Annotated in this window: 15 protein-coding genes; 4 read left to right on the top strand and 11 right to left on the bottom strand. The window is 71.5% G+C overall.

The genetic code is table 11. The annotated features are described in order from the left end of the window. Positions 1-37 precede the first annotated feature (37 nt). Complete coding sequence (locus tag GFH49_RS04435) at positions 38-880, top strand: fumarylacetoacetate hydrolase family protein (RefSeq protein WP_155054422.1); 843 nt, start codon at positions 38-40, stop codon at positions 878-880. Continuing rightward, complete coding sequence (locus GFH49_RS04430; RefSeq protein ID WP_155054421.1) at positions 877-2,391, top strand: CoA-acylating methylmalonate-semialdehyde dehydrogenase; 1,515 nt, start codon at positions 877-879, stop codon at positions 2,389-2,391. The genes GFH49_RS04435 and GFH49_RS04430 overlap by 4 nt, the downstream gene beginning before the upstream one ends. A gap of 25 nt (positions 2,392-2,416) precedes the next feature. On the opposite strand, the gene GFH49_RS04425 is transcribed toward GFH49_RS04430, so the two are convergent. The 3 genes from GFH49_RS04425 to rpe form a co-directional block, all read right to left on the bottom strand. Further along, the gene (locus GFH49_RS04425) at positions 2,417-2,731 is read right to left on the bottom strand and encodes a barstar family protein (RefSeq protein WP_155054420.1); all 315 of its coding nucleotides are present in this window, start codon (positions 2,729-2,731) and stop codon (positions 2,417-2,419) included. 91 nt (positions 2,732-2,822) lie between these two features. Then, positions 2,823-3,866 carry a sugar-binding transcriptional regulator gene (locus GFH49_RS04420; RefSeq protein WP_155054419.1) on the bottom strand — a complete coding sequence of 348 codons (1,044 nt, stop codon included), beginning with the start codon at positions 3,864-3,866 and terminating at the stop codon, positions 2,823-2,825. A gap of 78 nt (positions 3,867-3,944) precedes the next feature. After that, on the bottom strand, positions 3,945-4,631 hold the full coding sequence (gene rpe, locus GFH49_RS04415) for a ribulose-phosphate 3-epimerase (RefSeq protein WP_155054418.1): 687 nt from the start codon (positions 4,629-4,631) through the stop codon (positions 3,945-3,947). A gap of 157 nt (positions 4,632-4,788) precedes the next feature. Between rpe and GFH49_RS04410 the strand changes: the two genes are divergently transcribed. Then, positions 4,789-6,933 (top strand): MMPL family transporter, encoded by a 2,145-nt coding sequence (locus GFH49_RS04410; RefSeq protein WP_155054417.1) that lies wholly within the window; start codon positions 4,789-4,791, stop codon positions 6,931-6,933. Here the strand turns inward: GFH49_RS04410 and GFH49_RS04405 are convergent. Both GFH49_RS04405 and fmt read right to left on the bottom strand, forming a co-directional pair. Beyond that, positions 6,914-8,323 carry an RsmB/NOP family class I SAM-dependent RNA methyltransferase gene (locus GFH49_RS04405; RefSeq protein WP_155054416.1) on the bottom strand — a complete coding sequence of 470 codons (1,410 nt, stop codon included), beginning with the start codon at positions 8,321-8,323 and terminating at the stop codon, positions 6,914-6,916. The two genes, GFH49_RS04410 and GFH49_RS04405, sit on opposite strands and share 20 nt — an antisense overlap. Positions 8,324-8,430: 107 nt before the next feature. Beyond that, positions 8,431-9,363 carry a methionyl-tRNA formyltransferase gene (gene fmt, locus GFH49_RS04400; RefSeq protein ID WP_155054415.1) on the bottom strand — a complete coding sequence of 311 codons (933 nt, stop codon included), beginning with the start codon at positions 9,361-9,363 and terminating at the stop codon, positions 8,431-8,433. 301 nt (positions 9,364-9,664) lie between these two features. Here fmt and GFH49_RS04395 point away from each other — a divergent pair, with 301 nt between their 5' ends. Continuing rightward, positions 9,665-10,207 (top strand): hypothetical protein, encoded by a 543-nt coding sequence (locus GFH49_RS04395; protein ID WP_155054414.1) that lies wholly within the window; start codon positions 9,665-9,667, stop codon positions 10,205-10,207. Positions 10,208-10,518: 311 nt separating this feature from the next. Here the strand turns inward: GFH49_RS04395 and GFH49_RS04390 are convergent, their stop codons facing one another. The 6 genes from GFH49_RS04390 to GFH49_RS04365 all read right to left on the bottom strand — a co-directional run bounded on the left by GFH49_RS04390 (position 10,519) and on the right by GFH49_RS04365 (position 16,814). Then, entirely contained in the window at positions 10,519-12,666 is a 2,148-nt protein-coding gene (locus GFH49_RS04390) for a primosomal protein N' (protein WP_155054413.1), read from the bottom strand. Positions 12,667-12,786: 120 nt separating this feature from the next. Beyond that, positions 12,787-14,010: a methionine adenosyltransferase gene (gene metK, locus GFH49_RS04385; RefSeq protein ID WP_155054412.1), complete on the bottom strand. Its 1,224-nt coding sequence runs from the start codon at positions 14,008-14,010 to the stop codon at positions 12,787-12,789. Positions 14,011-14,250: 240 nt separating this feature from the next. Beyond that, entirely contained in the window at positions 14,251-15,453 is a 1,203-nt protein-coding gene (gene coaBC, locus GFH49_RS04380) for a bifunctional phosphopantothenoylcysteine decarboxylase/phosphopantothenate--cysteine ligase CoaBC (RefSeq protein ID WP_155054597.1), read from the bottom strand. A 111-nt stretch (positions 15,454-15,564) separates the two neighbouring features. After that, entirely contained in the window at positions 15,565-15,837 is a 273-nt protein-coding gene (gene rpoZ / locus GFH49_RS04375; RefSeq protein ID WP_003982715.1) for a DNA-directed RNA polymerase subunit omega, read from the bottom strand. 38 nt (positions 15,838-15,875) lie between these two features. Continuing rightward, positions 15,876-16,433: a guanylate kinase gene (gmk, locus tag GFH49_RS04370; RefSeq protein WP_155054411.1), complete on the bottom strand. Its 558-nt coding sequence runs from the start codon at positions 16,431-16,433 to the stop codon at positions 15,876-15,878. 57 nt (positions 16,434-16,490) lie between these two features. Next, entirely contained in the window at positions 16,491-16,814 is a 324-nt protein-coding gene (locus tag GFH49_RS04365; RefSeq protein WP_003977346.1) for an integration host factor, read from the bottom strand. Positions 16,815-17,061 lie beyond the last annotated feature (247 nt).

The raw sequence follows: 17,061 nt of genomic DNA, 5'->3' as shown, positions 1-17,061 counted from the left end.
TGACCGGGACCGCCCGCACCACCGACAGGAGCACTTCATGCGTCTGATCGCCTACGCCGAGAACGGCCGCCGGTTCGTCGGTGCCGTCTCCGGCGACAAGGTCGCCCCCATCGCCCCGCTCGATGAGTTCTACGCAGACGTCCCCGCGGCGTTGGCGTCCGAGGCGGGCACACCGACCCTGCTGCTCACCGACCTGGAGCAGGTGCCCCCGGTTCCCCTCACCTCTCGGGTCTTCTGCGTGGGCATCAACTACCACTCCCACGCGGGGGAATCGAAAGACCTCGCAGGGCTCGACGTGCCGAAACTGCCCATGATCTTCGGGCGTTGGGCCAGCACCCTCGTCACCGACGGCACGCCCGTGCCGGTCCCCCCGAACGAGCCGGGCCTCGACTGGGAGGTCGAACTGGCCGCCGTCGTCGGGACCCCGGCGTGGAACGTCACGCCGGAGACGGCCCTCGACCACATCTTCGGCTACACGGCCTTCAACGACCTCAGCGCCCGGCGCAAGCAGCTGGCGACCCCTCAGTTCACCGTCGGCAAGAACGCGGACCGCAGCGGGCCGATCGGTCCGGTCGTGGTCACCGCGGACGAACTGTCGCCGGCCGCACTGCGCGTCACCACTCGCGTCAACGGCGAGATCATGCAGGACGGGAACACCCGCGACCTCATCCACGACGTCGCCGCGATCGTGTCGTACCTGTCCGACACCATCACTCTCCTGCCCGGGGACGTGATCGCCACCGGGACCCCGGGAGGCATCGGCGCGGGCCGGAAACCGGAGGTCTTCCTCCAGCCCGGCGACGTCGTCGAGGTCGAGGTCGAGGGCATCGGGGCCGTGCGCAACCCGATCGTCGACCGCTCCGAGATCGAGGCGCCGTGACGGAGCCGGAGATCCTGCCCCACTTCATCGGCGGCAAGCAGGTGCCGGGAGAGTCCGGCCGCCTCGCGGATGTGTACGACCCGAACACAGGGCGGGTCCAGGCACGCGTCGCGCTTGCCGACCGTGCGGAGACGACCGCGGCGATCGACGCCGCCGAGCAGGCGCAACGGGAGTGGGCGGCGTGGAACCCCCAGCGCCGGGCGCGGGTGCTGATGCGGTTCGTGCAGCTCGTAGAGCGTGACCTGGCGGTGCTGGCGGCGAAGCTGTCGAGCGAGCACGGCAAGACGCTCGCCGACGCCGAGGGCGACATCCGCCGCGGTCTGGACGTCGTCGAGTTCGCGATCGGCATTCCGCATCTGCTCAAAGGCGAGCACACGGTCGGCGCGGGCACGGGGATCGACGTCTACTCGATGCGGCAGCCCCTCGGGGTGGTCGCCGGCATCACCCCGTTCAACTTCCCTGCCATGATCCCGTTGTGGAAGGCGGCTCCGGCGATAGCCTGCGGCAACGCCTTCGTCCTCAAGCCGTCCGAGCGTGATCCCTCGGTCCCTCTGATGCTCGCCTCCCTGCTGGCGGAGGCAGGGCTCCCGCCCGGCGTGTTCACCGTGGTCAACGGCGACCGCGAGTCGGTCGACGTGCTGCTCTCGGACGAGCGCGTCCGCGCGGTGGGATTCGTCGGGTCGACGCCGATCGCCCAGCACGTGTACGAGACCGCGGCCCGCCACGGCAAACGCGCCCAGTGCTTCGGCGGAGCCAAGAACCACGCCCTGGTGCTGCCCGACGCCGATCTCGACGAGGCGGCGGACGCGATCGTCGGCGCCGCCTACGGATCGGCGGGCGAGCGCTGCATGGCGCTGTCGGTGGTCGTCCCCGTCGGGGAGGAGACGGCCGAGCGGCTGCTCCCCAAGCTGGTGTCACGGGTGGAGGCGCTGCGGATCGGAAGGTCGGACGACCCGCGGGCCGACTTCGGACCGCTCGTCGGAGCGGACGCCGTAGCGCGCGTGAACCAGTACGTCGAGCTGGGAGTCGCCGAGGGCGCCGAACTCCTCGTCGACGGCCGCGGTTTCCGCCTGCCCGGTCACGAGGAGGGCTTCTTCACCGGGGCCTCCTTGTTCGACCACGTCACCAGCGGCATGCGGATCTACCGGGAGGAGATCTTCGGCCCGGTGCTCCAGGTCGTGCGCGCCGACACCCTGGCGGAGGCGCTGCGGCTGCCCTCGGAGCACGAGTACGGCAACGGGGTCGCGATCTTCACGCGCGACGGCGAGGCCGCCCGCGAGTTCGCCACTCGTGTCCAGGTGGGCATGGTCGGAATCAATGTGCCGATTCCGGTGCCGATCGCCTACCACACCTTCGGTGGCTGGAAGCGCTCCGGATTCGGCGACCTCAACCAGCACGGGCCGGACTCGATCCGGTTCTACACCCGGACCAAGACGGTGACCCAGCGGTGGCCCAGCGCCACCACCGATTCCGGTGCGGGTGCGCACTTCGTGATTCCCACGATGACGTGACCGCCCGCTGATCACGCGGGGGGCCTCAGGGGGTACCCCCGAGAGCCAGCGCCACAGTCAGCGTCGGCGCCGTGTCGGCCGCCTGCCCGAACACGTCCCGTGCGGTCTCCCACTCGCCCGGGCGGGCGGCGGCGTACGGCTGCCAGTTCCGTACGACGATCAGCAGCCCCTTCTCCGCGGAGTCCCCCGGCCAGAGGCCGTGGTCGGAGAGGCTGTCGGCCAGCGCGTCCCAGTTGCGCCCGAACCAGTCGGGCAGTTCCAGGGTCCGGGCGCAACGGTCCATCAGCCCCGCTTTGTCCGTGATCCCGTCGAGGTCCAGCGTGACCACGACTTCCGTCATCTCAGTACCGCCCTGAACGAGTCGCAGTGGTCACCGGTGTGCTGGTCATGCTGAGCGGAAGCGCATGAAGCCGCCCCCGCACGACTGACCGTCAGGGCCCGTCCGGGTCGGCCCGGTTGAGCGCCGGACGCGGTGTCGGGCCGGTCGTCATCAGGTAGTCGGCCGCGGACGTGTCCGTCACCAGGCTGGTGACCAGCCCCGACCGCAGCACCGCGTCGATCGCGGCCGCCTTCCGCGCTCCGCCCGCGATCGCGACGACCTCGGGGATACGGCGGAGCTGGTCGGCCTTGACCGTGATGCACCGCTCGCCCAGGTCCCGTCCGACCCGGCGGCCCTCGGCGTCGAAGAGGTGCGCGGACGTCTCGGCGGCGACACCGAGGGACGAGTAGTGCGCGCGCTCCTCGTCCCTGAGCATGTCGTACACCGTCGAGATGCCCGGCTCCCAGGAGCCGATGGAGACACAGGCGACCGTGACCTTGTCGAAGTACTCGAAGGCCCGCGCGATCCCGGTCTGGTTGCGCAGCGCGGCAGCGGTGGCCGCGTCCGGCAGCAGCATGGGCGCGTAGATGGGGTGGGCGTCGCCGCCGGACACCTGGGCGGCCCGCCGCACGGCCTCCACCGAACCGCGCTCGGCGGTCCCGGCGTCGTACACGCCCGTCAGCTGCACCACCGTGCAGGGCGGCAGCCGGTTGAGGGCCGCGGCCATGTGGATGGTGGAGCGGCCCCAGGCCAGGCCGAGCACATCGCCCTCGTTGACGAGTTCGCCGAGCAGGTCGGCGGCCACCTCACCGAGGTTCTCGGGGTCGGGCGAGTCCTCGGGCTCGGCCGGGGACTCGACCACGACGGCATGCCTGAGGCCGTAGCGGGCACGCAGCGCGTCGGAGCGCTCGGCGTCCAGTTCGGCCGGGACGCGGATCTCGATACGCACGAGATCCCGTTCGAGAGCGGTTTCCAGGACCCGGGCCACCTTGAAGCGGCTGACGCCGAACTCCTCGGCGATCTGGATCTTGGACTTGCCCTCAAGGTAGAAGCGGCGGGCCATGGCCGCCGCCTGCACCAGCTCAGCGGGTCCCATCCGCATGGCTGACCGGCCCGCCGACATACCCGACACGGCGCTCTCCTCACTGCTGTTCACACTCTGGATTCGCCGTTCATCCTTGCAGATTCGGCGCTCTTGATCCGCCCAGATGGGCGCCGTTCACGTTGTCTTGGCTCAGTGGCCGCATGCCCAGGCGGCGGTCCTCGTGACCGCCTCCGCCTGGGCGCGCAGCGCACGGACCGCTTCGGCCGGGTCCTCGGCCCCGTACACCGCCGAACCGGCGACGAAGACATCGGCCCCCGCCTCGGCGCACTGCTCGATCGTCGAGGCGGCGACCCCGCCGTCCACCTGGAGCCACAGTTCAAGGCCGTGCTTGCTGATCAACTCGCGGGTGCGGCGAATCTTCGGGAGCATGATGTCGAGGAACGCCTGGCCACCGAAGCCCGGCTCGACCGTCATGATCAGCAACATGTCGAGTTCGGGGAGCAGATCCTCATACGGCTCGATGGGCGTCGCCGGCTTGAGCGCCAGGGAGGCACGGGCACCCTTCGCCCGGATCTCCCGGGCCAGCCGCACGGGAGCGGAGGCCGCCTCGACATGGAACGTGACGGAACCGGCACCCGCTTCGACGTACTGAGGCGCCCACCGATCAGGGTCCTCGATCATCAGATGGCAGTCCAGCGGGGTGTCCGTCGCACGGGCCAGGGACTCTACGACCGGCACACCGAGCGTGAGGTTCGGGACGAAATGGCTGTCCATGACGTCGACGTGGAGCCAGTCGGCCCCTTCGACCGCCTTCGCCTCGTCGGCGAGCCGGGCGAAGTCGGCGGACAGGATGCTGGGGTTGATCTGCACGGCCATGCCCCAAGCGTATGCGCTCCGCCGGGCTTGAGGGCCGGGGGTCCAGAGGGTGGTGGTTTCACGCCGATTGCGGGTTGTATGTGGCTGGTCGCGCCCGCACGGCAGAACCGCGTACATCACAGCCCCGCGCCCCCTGGGCGCTGGTGCGGAGGTCCCCATGGCGAGTAACCGCGGTATCGCACATCTCGTCTGTGGACGGCGTGCCAAGTGGGTCGTACTGGTGCTGTGGCTGGCGGTGCTCTTCCTGATGGCGCCCTTCGCCCAGAGGCTCACCGACGCCCAGGACAACGACGCGGCCTCCTGGCTGCCCGGGTCCGCCGAATCGACCCAAGTCCTGGAGATCTCCGAGGACTTCAGGCCCGAGACGATCCCGGCGATCGTGATCTACGCGCGCGAGAGCGGTCTGACCGCGCAGGACCGCGCGCGGATCACCGAGGACGTGCGGCAGCTCAAGCGGCTCACCGACCACGGCATCCGGGGCGCGGAGACCCGCGGCCCGGCCTTCGACCGGGAAACCGATCCGCGGGCCGCCCAGATCTACGTCCCGATCACCATGGACGAGAAGGGCTGGGAGCGCATCGCGCCCGCGGTCGACTCGATCCGGGACATCACCGGAGAGGGCGGCGACGGGCTCGCGGTGCACATCACCGGGCCGGGCGGCACCTCCGCGGACTTCGCCGAGGCCTTCGAGGGCATCGACTCGACGCTGCTGCTGTCCGCGATGGGCGTCGTCATCGTCATGCTGCTGCTGACGTACCGCAGCCCCTCGCTCCTGCTGATCCCGCTGCTCTCCGTGATCGCCGCCCTGTTCACCGCACAGGCCCTGATCTACTTCCTCGCCGAGCACGCGGGCCTGACGGTGAACGGCCAGAGCGCCGGCATCCTCACCGTGCTCGTCTTCGGCGCGGGGACGGACTACGCCCTGCTCCTGGTCGCCCGCTACCGGGAAGAGCTGCGCCGCCACGAGGACCGGCACGAGGCGATGGCCCTGGCCCTGCACCGCGCCGGGCCCGCGGTGATCGCGTCCGGCGCCACGGTCGTACTGAGCATGCTGGTGCTGCTGGCCGCCGAGATGAACTCGACCCGCGGCCTCGGCCCGGTCGCGGCGATCGGCGTCGCCGTCGCGCTGCTGGCGATGATGTCGCTGTTCCCGGCCCTGCTGGTGCTCTTCGGCCGCTGGATCTTCTGGCCGGTGATCCCGCACTACGGCTCCCCCGAACCGACCGAGCGGGGCGTGTGGGCCCGTATGGGCCGCCGTATGTCCCACCGCCCACGCATGGTGTGGGGCGTGACCGCGCTGATCCTCGCGGTCTGCTCGCTGGGCCTGATCCAGCTGCGTGCCGAGGGCATCAGCAACGCCGACGCGTTCACCGGCACCCGGGACTCGATCACCGGCCAGGAGGTCTCGGAGCGCTACTTCCCCGCGGGCAGCGGCGATCCCCTGGTCATCGTCAGCAACCAGGCGCAGGCCCGGCAGGTCAGCGAGGCGGTGGCCGCGAGCGAGGGCGTCGTCCCCGAGTCGCTGGGCCTGCCACCGGGCACGAAACCGTCCTTCGAGGGCAAGGTCCTCTTCGAGGCCACGATGACCGACCCCGCCGACAGCGAGGCCGCCAAAGAGACCGTGGAACGGGTCCGCGACGCCGTGCACGCGGTGCCGGACGCGGACGCCCAGGTGGGCGGCGGTACGGCGGCCCTGCTGGACATGGACGAGGCGACCACGCACGACAACGTGCTGATCATCCCGCTGGTACTGGTGGTCGTCCTGCTGATCCTGTGTGCCCTGCTCCGCGCCCTGGTCGCCCCGTTGCTGCTGATCGGGACGGTGATCCTGTCGTTCGCGGCGGCCCTCGGCATCAGCGCCCTGGCCTTCCGGTACGTCTTCGACTACGCGGGCGAGTCGACGGACTTCCCGCTGTTCGTCTTCGTCTTCCTGGTGGCCCTGGGCATCGACTACAACATCTTCCTGAGCACCCGCATCCGCGAGGAGGCGGTTCGCCAGGGCACCCGGCCGGGCGTGATCACAGGTCTGGCGGCGACCGGAGCGGTCATCACCTCCGCCGGGCTGGTCCTGGCCGGCACGTTCGCCGCCCTCGGCACCCTCCCCCTGGTCGCCTTCGCGGAGATCGGCTTCACGGTCGCCCTCGGTGTCCTGCTGGACACCCTCATCGTCCGCTCGATCCTGGTCACGTCCCTGTTCCTCGACGTCGGCCCGAAGGTCTGGTGGCCGCACCGGCTGGCGAAGGGGGACGGTCCGGCCAGGGGCCGCGAACCCGCTCAGAGCGTCACGCGGTCCGGCGGATGAGCGCCAGATACATCGCGTCGGTCCCGTGCCGATGCGGCCACAGCTGTACGTCGGGACCCTCGCCCAGGTCCGGTACGCCGGGCAGCAGCGGGCGGGCGTCGAGGAGCTCGGCGTGCGGATCCTGCTTGAGCACGTCGTCGACGACGGCCCGGGTCTCGGCGAGGTGCGGCGAGCAGGTGGCGTAGCCGACGACCCCGCCGACCCGCACGGAGTCGAGTGCGTTCCGCAACAGGGTGCGCTGCAGTGGAGCGAATCCGTCGAGATCCTCGGGCCGCCGCCGCCAGCGCGCCTCGGGCCGCCGCCGCAGCGCCCCGAGCCCGGTGCAGGGCACGTCCATCAGCACCCGGTCGAACGAACCGGGCAGCCAGGGCGGCCGGGTCCCGTCCGCGGCGATGACCTGGCAGGGCCCGGGGTTCCCGTGGAGTGCCTTCGCGACCAGCCCCGCCCGATGGGGCTGCTTCTCGGAGGCGAGGAGGACCGCGCCCCGCTCGGCGGCGAGCGCGGCGAGCAGCGCGGCCTTGCCGCCGGGCCCGGCGCACCCGTCCAGCCACCTCTTGTCGGCACCGTCGACGGGCGCGTTGGCCAGCGCGAGCGCGACGAGCTGACTGCCCTCGTCCTGCACACCGGCCCGCCCCTCCCGGACCGCCTCGATCGCACCGGGCTCACCGCCCTCGGTGAGCCGCACGGCATACGGCGACCAGCGCCCCGGCACCGCGGCCTCCTCGCCGAGCAGTTCCTCGGTCGTGGACCGCCCCGGCCGGGCGACGAGGGTGACCTCGGGCCGCTCGTTGTCGGCCTCCAGCAGCTCCTCGATCCCGGCACGCCCGCCGCCGAGTGAGTCCCACAGCGCGGAGACGACCCAGCGGGGATGCGAGTGCACGACGGCGAGGTGATCCTCGGGGTCGTCGTCGTAAGGCGGCGCGACACGCGCCAGCCACCCGTCGAGATCGTCCTGCGCGACCTTCCTGAGCACGGCGTTGACGAACTTGGCCCGCCCGTCCCCGAGCACGACCCGGGCCAGCTCCACGGAGGCGGACACGGCGGCGTGCGTCGGGATCCGCGTGCCGAGCAGCTGATGCACCCCGAGGCTCAGCACATCCAGCACGGGCGGGTCGACCTCACGCAGGGGCCGGTCCACACAAGCGGCGATGACGGCGTCGTACGTCCCCTGCCGGCGCAGCGTCCCGTACACCAGCTCGGTCGCGAGCGCGGCGTCCCGCCCGTCGAAGTCGCCCTTCTCCCGCGCCTTCCTGAGCAGCGGCGGCAGCACGAGGTTGGCGTACGCGTCCCGCTCGTCCACCGCCCTGAGGGCCTCGAAGGCGAGGATGCGGACGGGGTCCTTCTTGGGCCGACGGTAGGGCTTGCGGGGTCGGCGGGACTGCTCACTCACGTAAAAGGTGCTCCGGACGAAAGGGGGAGATGTGCGGGATGCCCCCCGTGCAGGGGCGCCCGTCAAGGGGGGTGCTGCTCCAGCGTACGTCGGCGCCGGGGGCCGCGTTACGCGCCGAGCGACTCGCCGTCCGCGTCCCGCACGCCACGCGCCCAGTCGGCCGCCCGCATGGGCTTCTTGCCCTGCGCCTGGACCCAGAGCAGCTCGACGGCGTACGAGCCCGTACCGACGTACACATTGTTCTTGCCGACGGAGAGGATCCCCGGGGCGAGATCGTCGCGGTCGGGCACGGCGGCGACCTGGATGAGCTTGAGCCGCTCACCGCGGAAGGTGGTCCAGGCGCCGGGCGCCGGCGTGCACCCGCGCACGACGCGGTCGACCCGCAGTGCGGGCGCCGACCAGTCGACGTGGGCGTCCTCGACGGTGATCTTCGGGGCCATGGAGACGCCCTCGGCGGGTTGCGGCACGGCCTTCAGGGTGCCGTCCTCGATGCCGTCCATCGTCGCCGCGAGCAGCCCGGCGCCGGCGAAGGCGAGCCGGGTCAGCAGGTCGCCGCTGGTGTCGGTGGGCCGGATCGTCTCGGTCAGGGTGCCGTAGACGGGCCCGGAGTCGAGCCCCTCCTCGATCAGGAACGTCGAGGCGCCCGTGATCTCGTCACCGGCCATCACGGAGTGCTGCACGGGCGCTGCTCCCCGCCAGGCGGGCAGCAGCGAGAAGTGCAGATTGACCCAGCCGTGGGCCGGCACGTCGAGGGCCACGCGGGGCAGCAGGGCGCCGTACGCCACGACCGGGCAGCAGTCCGGCGCGATCTCCTTGAGCCGCTCCAGGAACGCGGGGTCCCGCGGCTTGACGGGCTTCAGCACCTCGATCCCGGCCTCCGCCGCCCGCTCGCCGACCGGACTCGCGACCAGCCTGCGCCCCCGCCCGGCCGGCGCATCCGGCCGCGTGACGACGGCGGCCACCTCGTGCCGCCCGGAGGCGATCAGAGCGTCCAGTGCGGGAACGGCGACCTCGGGGGTACCGGCGAAGACGAGCTTCATGGGTGGGTACGGGCCTCTCGGGCGGGTGTTGGATGCGGGCGACGCACCAGTCTATGGGGGAGGGCGGGGGACGGCTCCCGCACCCGCAGCGGTGTGCTGCCGCTGGGCAGTGCGCGGGGCGGAGAGCAGAAGAGCAAGGGCGCCAGCGCACGCCCGAGTGACAAGGGCGCACGCATACGCCCATACGCCCCCAGTGCGTGACCCGCGGAGCTGATCCGCGTTGGTCAAGAAAGAGTTGACCACAACGGGCCGCACATCGCGCGGCCCGATCCTTTTCAACGCCGGTTCGAGAGGCTTGTTCATGGCCGACCACGCAACCCACGACGCCCAGGCTCGGGCCAGCCTGCACTTGCTGGTGCGGGACATCGAGCGGGTCCGCCGGCAGGTGGACGCACTGCGCACGCTCACCGCCCAGCTGGGCAACGTCTACCGCCCGCGCCGCTCCAGCCCGTCCACGGGCTTCGTCGTCTACGGACGCGCCCCCGCCCCGACGGTCCGCCTCGCGCAGGAACTGCGCGACAGCGTCGAGACCCTGGTCACGGCCGCCGTGGACTTCGACCGCTCACTCGGCTTCTCGTGGGACGCGGTGGGCTCCGCACTCGGCGTCACCAAGCAGGCCGTGCACCGCCGTTACGGATCACGCCGTGCCGCGGCGCAGACCGCCACCGAGGCCGAGCGCCCCGCGGAGCCGAAGAGCGCCCGCACGGTCAATGTCAACACCGGCTTCCCCACGGTGCCGACGGTCCCCGCCGCCCGCTCCATGCCGACCCAGCCGACGGCAGGCAGCCCGTCCCTCCGCGACGAGGCCAGGCCAACGGCCTTCCCAGGCCCGCGCAACGGCTGACACCCCCCGCACTGCCCTCCCGGCACGAACCCGGGAGGGCAGCAGCATGTCCCGCCCCGCACACCCCCGGAACGACAAGCACCGCACCCGATCACCCCACCACGGCAACGGCAACGGCAACGGCAACGGCAACGGCCGACCACACCCCAGCAGCCACCCACCGCCCAACGGCCACCCACGACCGTGCACCACCACAGCCGATCACCCCACCACCGTCACCGACCGGCCGCACCCCACCAAAGTTGCCGACCCCCGTCCCTGACCAAAGTCGCCAACCTCCCTGCCTGACCAAGGCCGCCGATCGCCACCCCTCACCCGATATCAGGCGGATCGATCCGAACCCGGACCGCCTCCCCGCCCCCCTTGGCCATCCGCGCAGCCTGCGCGGTCTTCAGCGCGGCCGCCAGCGCGGCCCCCCGCCCCGGCGGCACCCGGATCAAGGCCCGGTCCCAGTGCTCCCCGGGCGGCGCCCCCACTCGCCGCGGACCCCCCGCCGCGGCGACGGGCAACGGCACGGGCCCCAGCACCTGAGCCTCCCGGGGCAGTTCCACCGCCTCCAGGAACTCCGCGACCGCCTCCCTGGGCCCGGTCACGGCAGCCATCCGGGACACCGGCGGAAACCCCAGTTCGGCGCGCTCACCGAGTTCCCGTACCGCATGGCCGACGGGATCCCAGCGCACCAGCGCCTGCACGGGCCGCAACGTGGGTTCGGCGACGACCACCACGGTGCCGCCGTCCCCCTGCGGCCGTACCAGCGCCGACGCGGCGATCCACCGCCGCAACGCGTCCTCCCCGGCGCGCAGATCGGGCCGCCCGAGCATGGCCCAACCGTCCAGCAGGAGAGCCGCCGCATACCCGCCCTCGGCAACCGGCTCGGCCCCCGGCGTGCTCACGACCAGCGCGGGAGCCCCCGGCACGGTGTCCAGCACATGCTCACGCCCCGACGTCCGCACCGGAACGGCCGGGAAGGCACGCCCCAGCTCCTCGGCGGTCCGCCGTGCCCCCACGACCTGCGCCCGCAGCCGGAACGACCCGCACTCCGGGCAGTGCCAGGCACCCTCCTCACGCCCGCACCAGCCGCACCGCAACGCCCCGGCGACCTGTGCCTCCACCGGCCCGGCGCAGTGACGGCAGCGCGCGGGAGCCCGGCACTGCGCGCAGGCCATCCGCGGCACGTACCCCCTCCGCGGCACCTGCACGAGCACCGGCCCGGTGCGCAAGGCGTCCCTGACGACCTGCCAGGCAAGGCTCGGCAGCCGTGCCGCCCGCGCCGCCTCGTCCCGCGCGAGATCCCCGTCCCCCACGGTCCGGACGAGCGGAGCGGCGCCCCGCACCTGCTCGCGCGCCGCCACCAGTGGCCCCGCCCACCCGCTCTGCACGAGCTGCGCGGCCTCCACCGTGCAGCTCCAGCCGCCCAGCAGAAAGGCGCACTTGTCCTGTGCGGCCCGCAGCAACAGCACCTCACGCGCATGCGGCTGCGGCGCATGCTGCTCACTGTGGCTGTCGTCGCCGTCGTCCCAGATGGCGACGAGCCCGAGATCCCGCACCGGGGCGAACATCGCGGCCCGCGTCCCCACGACGGCTCGTACGGCCCCCCGCCGAACGGCCAGCCACTCCCGATACCGCTTCTCGGGCCCGGCCTCGGCGGTGAGCACCGCATGCCGCCCCTCCCCCAGCAGCGAGGTCAACGCGGCGTCGACCCGCGCCACGGCCCGCCCGTCCGGCAACACGACCAGCGCACCGCGTCCGGAGGCGAGCGTCGCCACGACGGCCCGGGCCAGCTCATCGCTCCACGCGTCGGCACCGGGCAGCGCGGTCCACACGGCGCGCGGCGCACCCCCGGAGGCCAGCGCCTCAAGAAACGCGACCCCTCGCTCGTACCGTGCCCATGACCCCGCGTCCGGCACCCCGGGCGCGGACAACGGCTCGGGCGACGGCCGCTTCTCGGCCCGCGCACTGCGGGGCGGCACCGCGAGCTGCAGCACATCGGCGAGACTCCCCGCGTACCGGTCGGCGACAGCGCGGGTCAACCCGAGCAGTTCCTCGCTCAACACGGGCTCGGGCGACACGACTTGGGCCAGCGCGGCCAACGGCCCGGAGTAGTCGGACTCCGCCCGCCGCTCGACGAGGAACCCGTCGATCAGCCCGCCACCTTCACGCCGCCCGTCCCGCACCCGATGCCGCCCGGCCCCGAACCGCACCCGCACCCGCACCCCCGGCTGGGCCTCGGCATCGAGTTCCTCGGGCACCGCATAGTCGAAATACCGGTCGAGATGCAGCACCCCTTTGTCCACGAGCACCCGCGCAACGGGCAGCTCCTCGGCCAGCGCGGCCCCCCGCCACGTCCGCGGCTTGGCCCGCGGAGCCTTCGCCTTGCGCACACTCTCCCGAATGAACGCGAGCTGCTCGGGCGGCGCACCCTCCGCGCCGCCTTCCCCCCGCCCGTTCTCGCTGCTCACGCTTGCATTCTTCCAAACGCCACTGACAACAGCGGCGCCCGAGTCCCGCGCACCCCGGGCCGGAAACGCACCGAGGCCCGGCGCCCCGAAGGGCACCGGGCCTCGCACCGAACCGTGGGACTACAGCCCCGCCGCCTGCCGCAGCGCCTCCACGCGGTCCGTGCGCTCCCACGTGAACTCGGGGAGCTCACGGCCGAAGTGGCCGTATGCGGCGGTCTGGGCGTAGATCGGGCGGAGCAGGTCGAGGTCGCGGATGATGGCGGCCGGGCGCAGGTCGAAGACCTCGTCGATCGCCTTCTCGATCTTCTCGTGGTCGATCTTGGCGGTGCCGAAGGTCTCGACGAAGAGACCGACCGGCTCGGCCTTGCCGATCGCGTAGGCGACCTGGACCTCGCAGCGGGCGGCGAGGCCGGCGGCTACGACGTTCTTGGCGACCCAGCGCATCGCGTAGGCGGCCGAGCGGTCCACCTTGGACGGGTCCTTGCCGGAGAAGGCGCCGCCGCCGTGGCGGGCCATGCCGCCGTACGTGTCGATGATGATCTTGCGGCCGGTGAGGCCGGCGTCGCCCATCGGGCCGCCGATCTCGAAGCGGCCGGTCGGGTTCACCAGCAGGCGGTAGTTCTCGGTGTCGAGCTTGATGCCCTCGTCCAGGAGCGCCTTCAGCTCCGCCTCCACGACGAACTCGCGGACGTCGGGGGCCAGCAGGGAGTCCAGGTCGATGTCGCTGGCGTGCTGCGAGGAGACCACGACCGTGTCGAGGCGGACGGCCTTGTCACCGTCGTACTCGATGGTGACCTGGGTCTTGCCGTCGGGGCGCAGGTAGGGGATGGTGCCGTTCTTGCGGACCTCGGACAGGCGCTTCGCCAGGCGGTGCGCCAGGAAGATCGGCAGCGGCATCAGCGTCGGCGTCTCGTCCGTCGCGTAGCCGAACATCAGGCCCTGGTCGCCCGCGCCCTGCTTGTCCAGCTCGTCACCCTTTTCCCGCTGGGAGGCACCCTCAACGCGGTTCTCGTACGCCGTGTCGACGCCCTGCGCGATGTCCGGGGACTGCGCGCCGATGGACACCGACACGCCGCAGGAGGCGCCGTCGAAGCCCTTCTTCGAGGAGTCGTAGCCGATCTCAAGGACTTTGTTGCGGACGAGCGTCGCGATGTCCGCGTAGGTCTTGGTGGTGACCTCGCCGGCCACGTGCACCAGGCCGGTCGTGATCAGCGTCTCGACGGCGACCCGGGACGTCGGGTCCTCGCGCAGAAGCGCGTCGAGAATGGTGTCGCTGATCTGGTCAGCGATCTTGTCGGGGTGGCCCTCGGTCACGGACTCCGAGGTGAACAAGCGACGGGACACAACGCTCCCTGGGGTTGCAGCGGCTGCTGGCTGATCATGGTCGGACGGGCTCGGGGGCTGCGCCCGGCACCGTCCGAGGACAGTTTATCGGTCGGTCTCGCCCACCGGCCCCCCAGTCTCGCCTCTTGGGAGCACGGTGACCTGCGGCACGGGCATTCTGCCCGCTCCCGTACGGCCTTGACCAGGGGCGCCACGCCTCGATCTGCGAGGTGGGGGTGGGCCGTGAAGCGAATGAAACAGTCAGGGCAGCCGCTGGGCCACCAGGTCCCACACCGTTTCGGCCAGGGCTTCCTTCGGGCCGTGCGGGACGGGGGTCTCGGTGCCGTCGGCGCCCAGCACGACGGCCTCGTTCTCCTCGGCGCCGAACGTCTTGCGCTCCCCCACCTCGTTCACCACCAGCAGGTCGCAGCCCTTGCGTGCCAGCTTCTTGCGTCCGTTGGCGAGGACGTCGTCCGTCTCGGCGGCGAAGCCGACGACCACCTGTCCGGGGCGGGCGCGGTCGGCCGAGATCTCCGCGAGGATGTCCGGATTCCGTACCAGCGCGATGGGGTCCGGGTCCTGCTCGTCCTTCTTCTTGATCTTTCCGGCCGCGTAGACCGCGGGGCGGAAGTCGGCGACCGCGGCGGCCATGACGACCGCGTCGGCGTCCGCGGCCGCCTTCAGCACCGCCTCACGCAGCTGTACGGCGGTCCCGACCGGGACGACGTCGGCACCCGCCGGGTCGGGCAGGGTCGTGTTCGCGGCGATCAGCGTCACACGGGCGCCGCGCGCCGCGGCGGTGCGGGCGAGGGCGTAGCCCTGCTTGCCGGAGGAGCGGTTGCCGAGGAAGCGGACCGGGTCGAGGGGCTCACGGGTGCCACCGGCGCTGACGACGACGTGCCGGCCGGCCAGGTCGGGTTCCGTCGCTCCGCGGGCGAGCACACGGCGGCAGACCTCGAAGATCTCGGCGGGCTCGGGCAGCCTGCCCTTGCCGGTGTCGACGCCGGTGAGGCGGCCCACGGCCGGTTCGATGACGACCGCACCGCGGCGGCGCAGCGTCGCCACGTTCTCCTGGGTGGCCGGGTGCTCCCACATCTCCGTGTGCATGGCGGGGGCGAGGACGACCGGGCAGCGGGCGGTGAGCAGGGTGTTGGTGAGGAGGTCGTCGGCGAGCCCATGGGCCGCCTTGGCCAGCATGTCGGCGGTCGCCGGGGCGACGACCACCAGATCGGCGCTCTGGCCGATCCGGACGTGCGGGACCTCGTGGACGTCGTCCCAGACCTCGGTCGAGACCGGGTGGCCGGAGAGCGCGGACCACGTGGCGGCACCGACGAAACGCAGGGCGGAGGCGGTCGGCACCACACGCACGTCGTGCCCGGACTCGGTCAGTCTGCGCAGCAGCTCGCACGCCTTGTAGGCAGCGATCCCGCCGCTGACCCCGAGAACGACCTTCGGCTTGTCCACCGTCTCTCCCCACCTCGGCAACACCTCGGCAACGTACGACTCCATGACACACCACAGGCCCGGCAGTCGCGCTGCCGGGCCTGTGGAAAAGTCAGCTGCAAGCTGCCAATACTACTGAGCCGGACCCTCAACGGCCTCGGACGTCAGCAGACCCGCGTTGATCTCACGCAGGGCGATCGAGAGCGGCTTCTCGTGGACGTGGGTGTCGACGAGCGGACCGACGTACTCAAGGAGACCCTCGCCGAGCTGCGAGTAGTACGCGTTGATCTGACGGGCACGCTTGGCCGCGTAGATCACCAGGCTGTACTTCGAGTCGGTGGCCTCAAGCAACTCGTCGATCGGCGGGTTGATGATGCCCTCGGGCGCGGTGATGGAAGAGGACACGCTCTACCTTCCGAAAGATGGGATGAGATCGAAAACGATCACACAACGTCCATCAAGGCTAGCAGCTCGCGCGCCACGTCCTCGACGGAGGTGTTGACCAAGGTCACGTCGAACTCCGGCTCGGCCGCCAGCTCGACCTTCGCGGCGTCCAGGCGCCGCTCGATCACCTCGGGCGGCTCGGTGCCACGTCCGGTGAGTCTGCGCACCAGCTCCTCCCAGGAGGGAGGGGCCAGGAACACCAGCTGGGCCTCCGGCATGGACTCGCGGACCTGCCGGGCACCCTGGAGATCGATCTCCAGGAGGACGGGCTCACCCACCTCCAGGCGATCCAGCACCGCCGTACGGGGCGTGCCGTAGCGATTGCCGGCGAACTCCGCCCACTCCAGCAGCTCGCCGTTGGCGATCAGCTTGTCCATCTCCTCGTCGGTGACGAAGAAGTAGTGGACCCCATGCCGCTCGCCGGGGCGGGGCTTGCGGGTCGTCGCCGACACCGAGAGCCAGACCTCGGGGTGTTCCTTGCGCATATGGGCGACGACCGTGCTCTTGCCGACCCCGGAGGGGCCGGAGAGCACGGTCAGCCGCGGACGTTCACTCATGCAGCGATTATTCCAGCTGTCCCGGCGTGCCCGGGACTCCTGCCCGCATGGCCGGGCTCAGGAGCCGGTGCTGCCGAACTCACGCTCCAGGGATGCGATCTGGTTCGAGCCGAGGCCGCGCACACGGCGGCTCTCGGAGATGCCGAGTCGCTCCATGATCTGCTTGGCGCGGACCTTGCCCACGCCCGGCAGGGACTCAAGGAGGGCGGAGACCTTCATCTTGCCGATGACGTCGTTCTCCTGGCCCTGCTTGATGACCTCGTGAAGGGAGGCGCCGGAGTGCTTGAGTCGATTCTTGACCTCGGCCCGCTCCCGGCGAGCCGCGGCGGCCTTTTCGAGCGCGGCTGCGCGCTGTTCAGGGGTAAGGGGCGGAAGAGCCACGCCTACGTCACCTCGGATGTTGAACTGTCGGATACGGACCGGTGAGGAACCTAGTCGCCCCACACCTGGGGAGCCACGAGCAACACGCTTGCCCGTTCTCTGCTCGGAGACTAGCGGCCAAGTCCGCCAGAGTCAGCGAGAACAGCGGAAAAGTCCTGGTCAGCCTCCCCGGAGACGGACATTTACCACATACTGCCCCGGATTTGAGGATGTATTCAGGCTCAAGGCGGTCCCGAGCCACTCATCG

Source organism: Streptomyces blattellae, assembly GCF_009709555.1.
In the GTDB taxonomy this organism is placed as follows: domain Bacteria; phylum Actinomycetota; class Actinomycetes; order Streptomycetales; family Streptomycetaceae; genus Streptomyces; species Streptomyces blattellae.
This window is presented reverse-complemented; position numbering and strand designations above follow the sequence as displayed.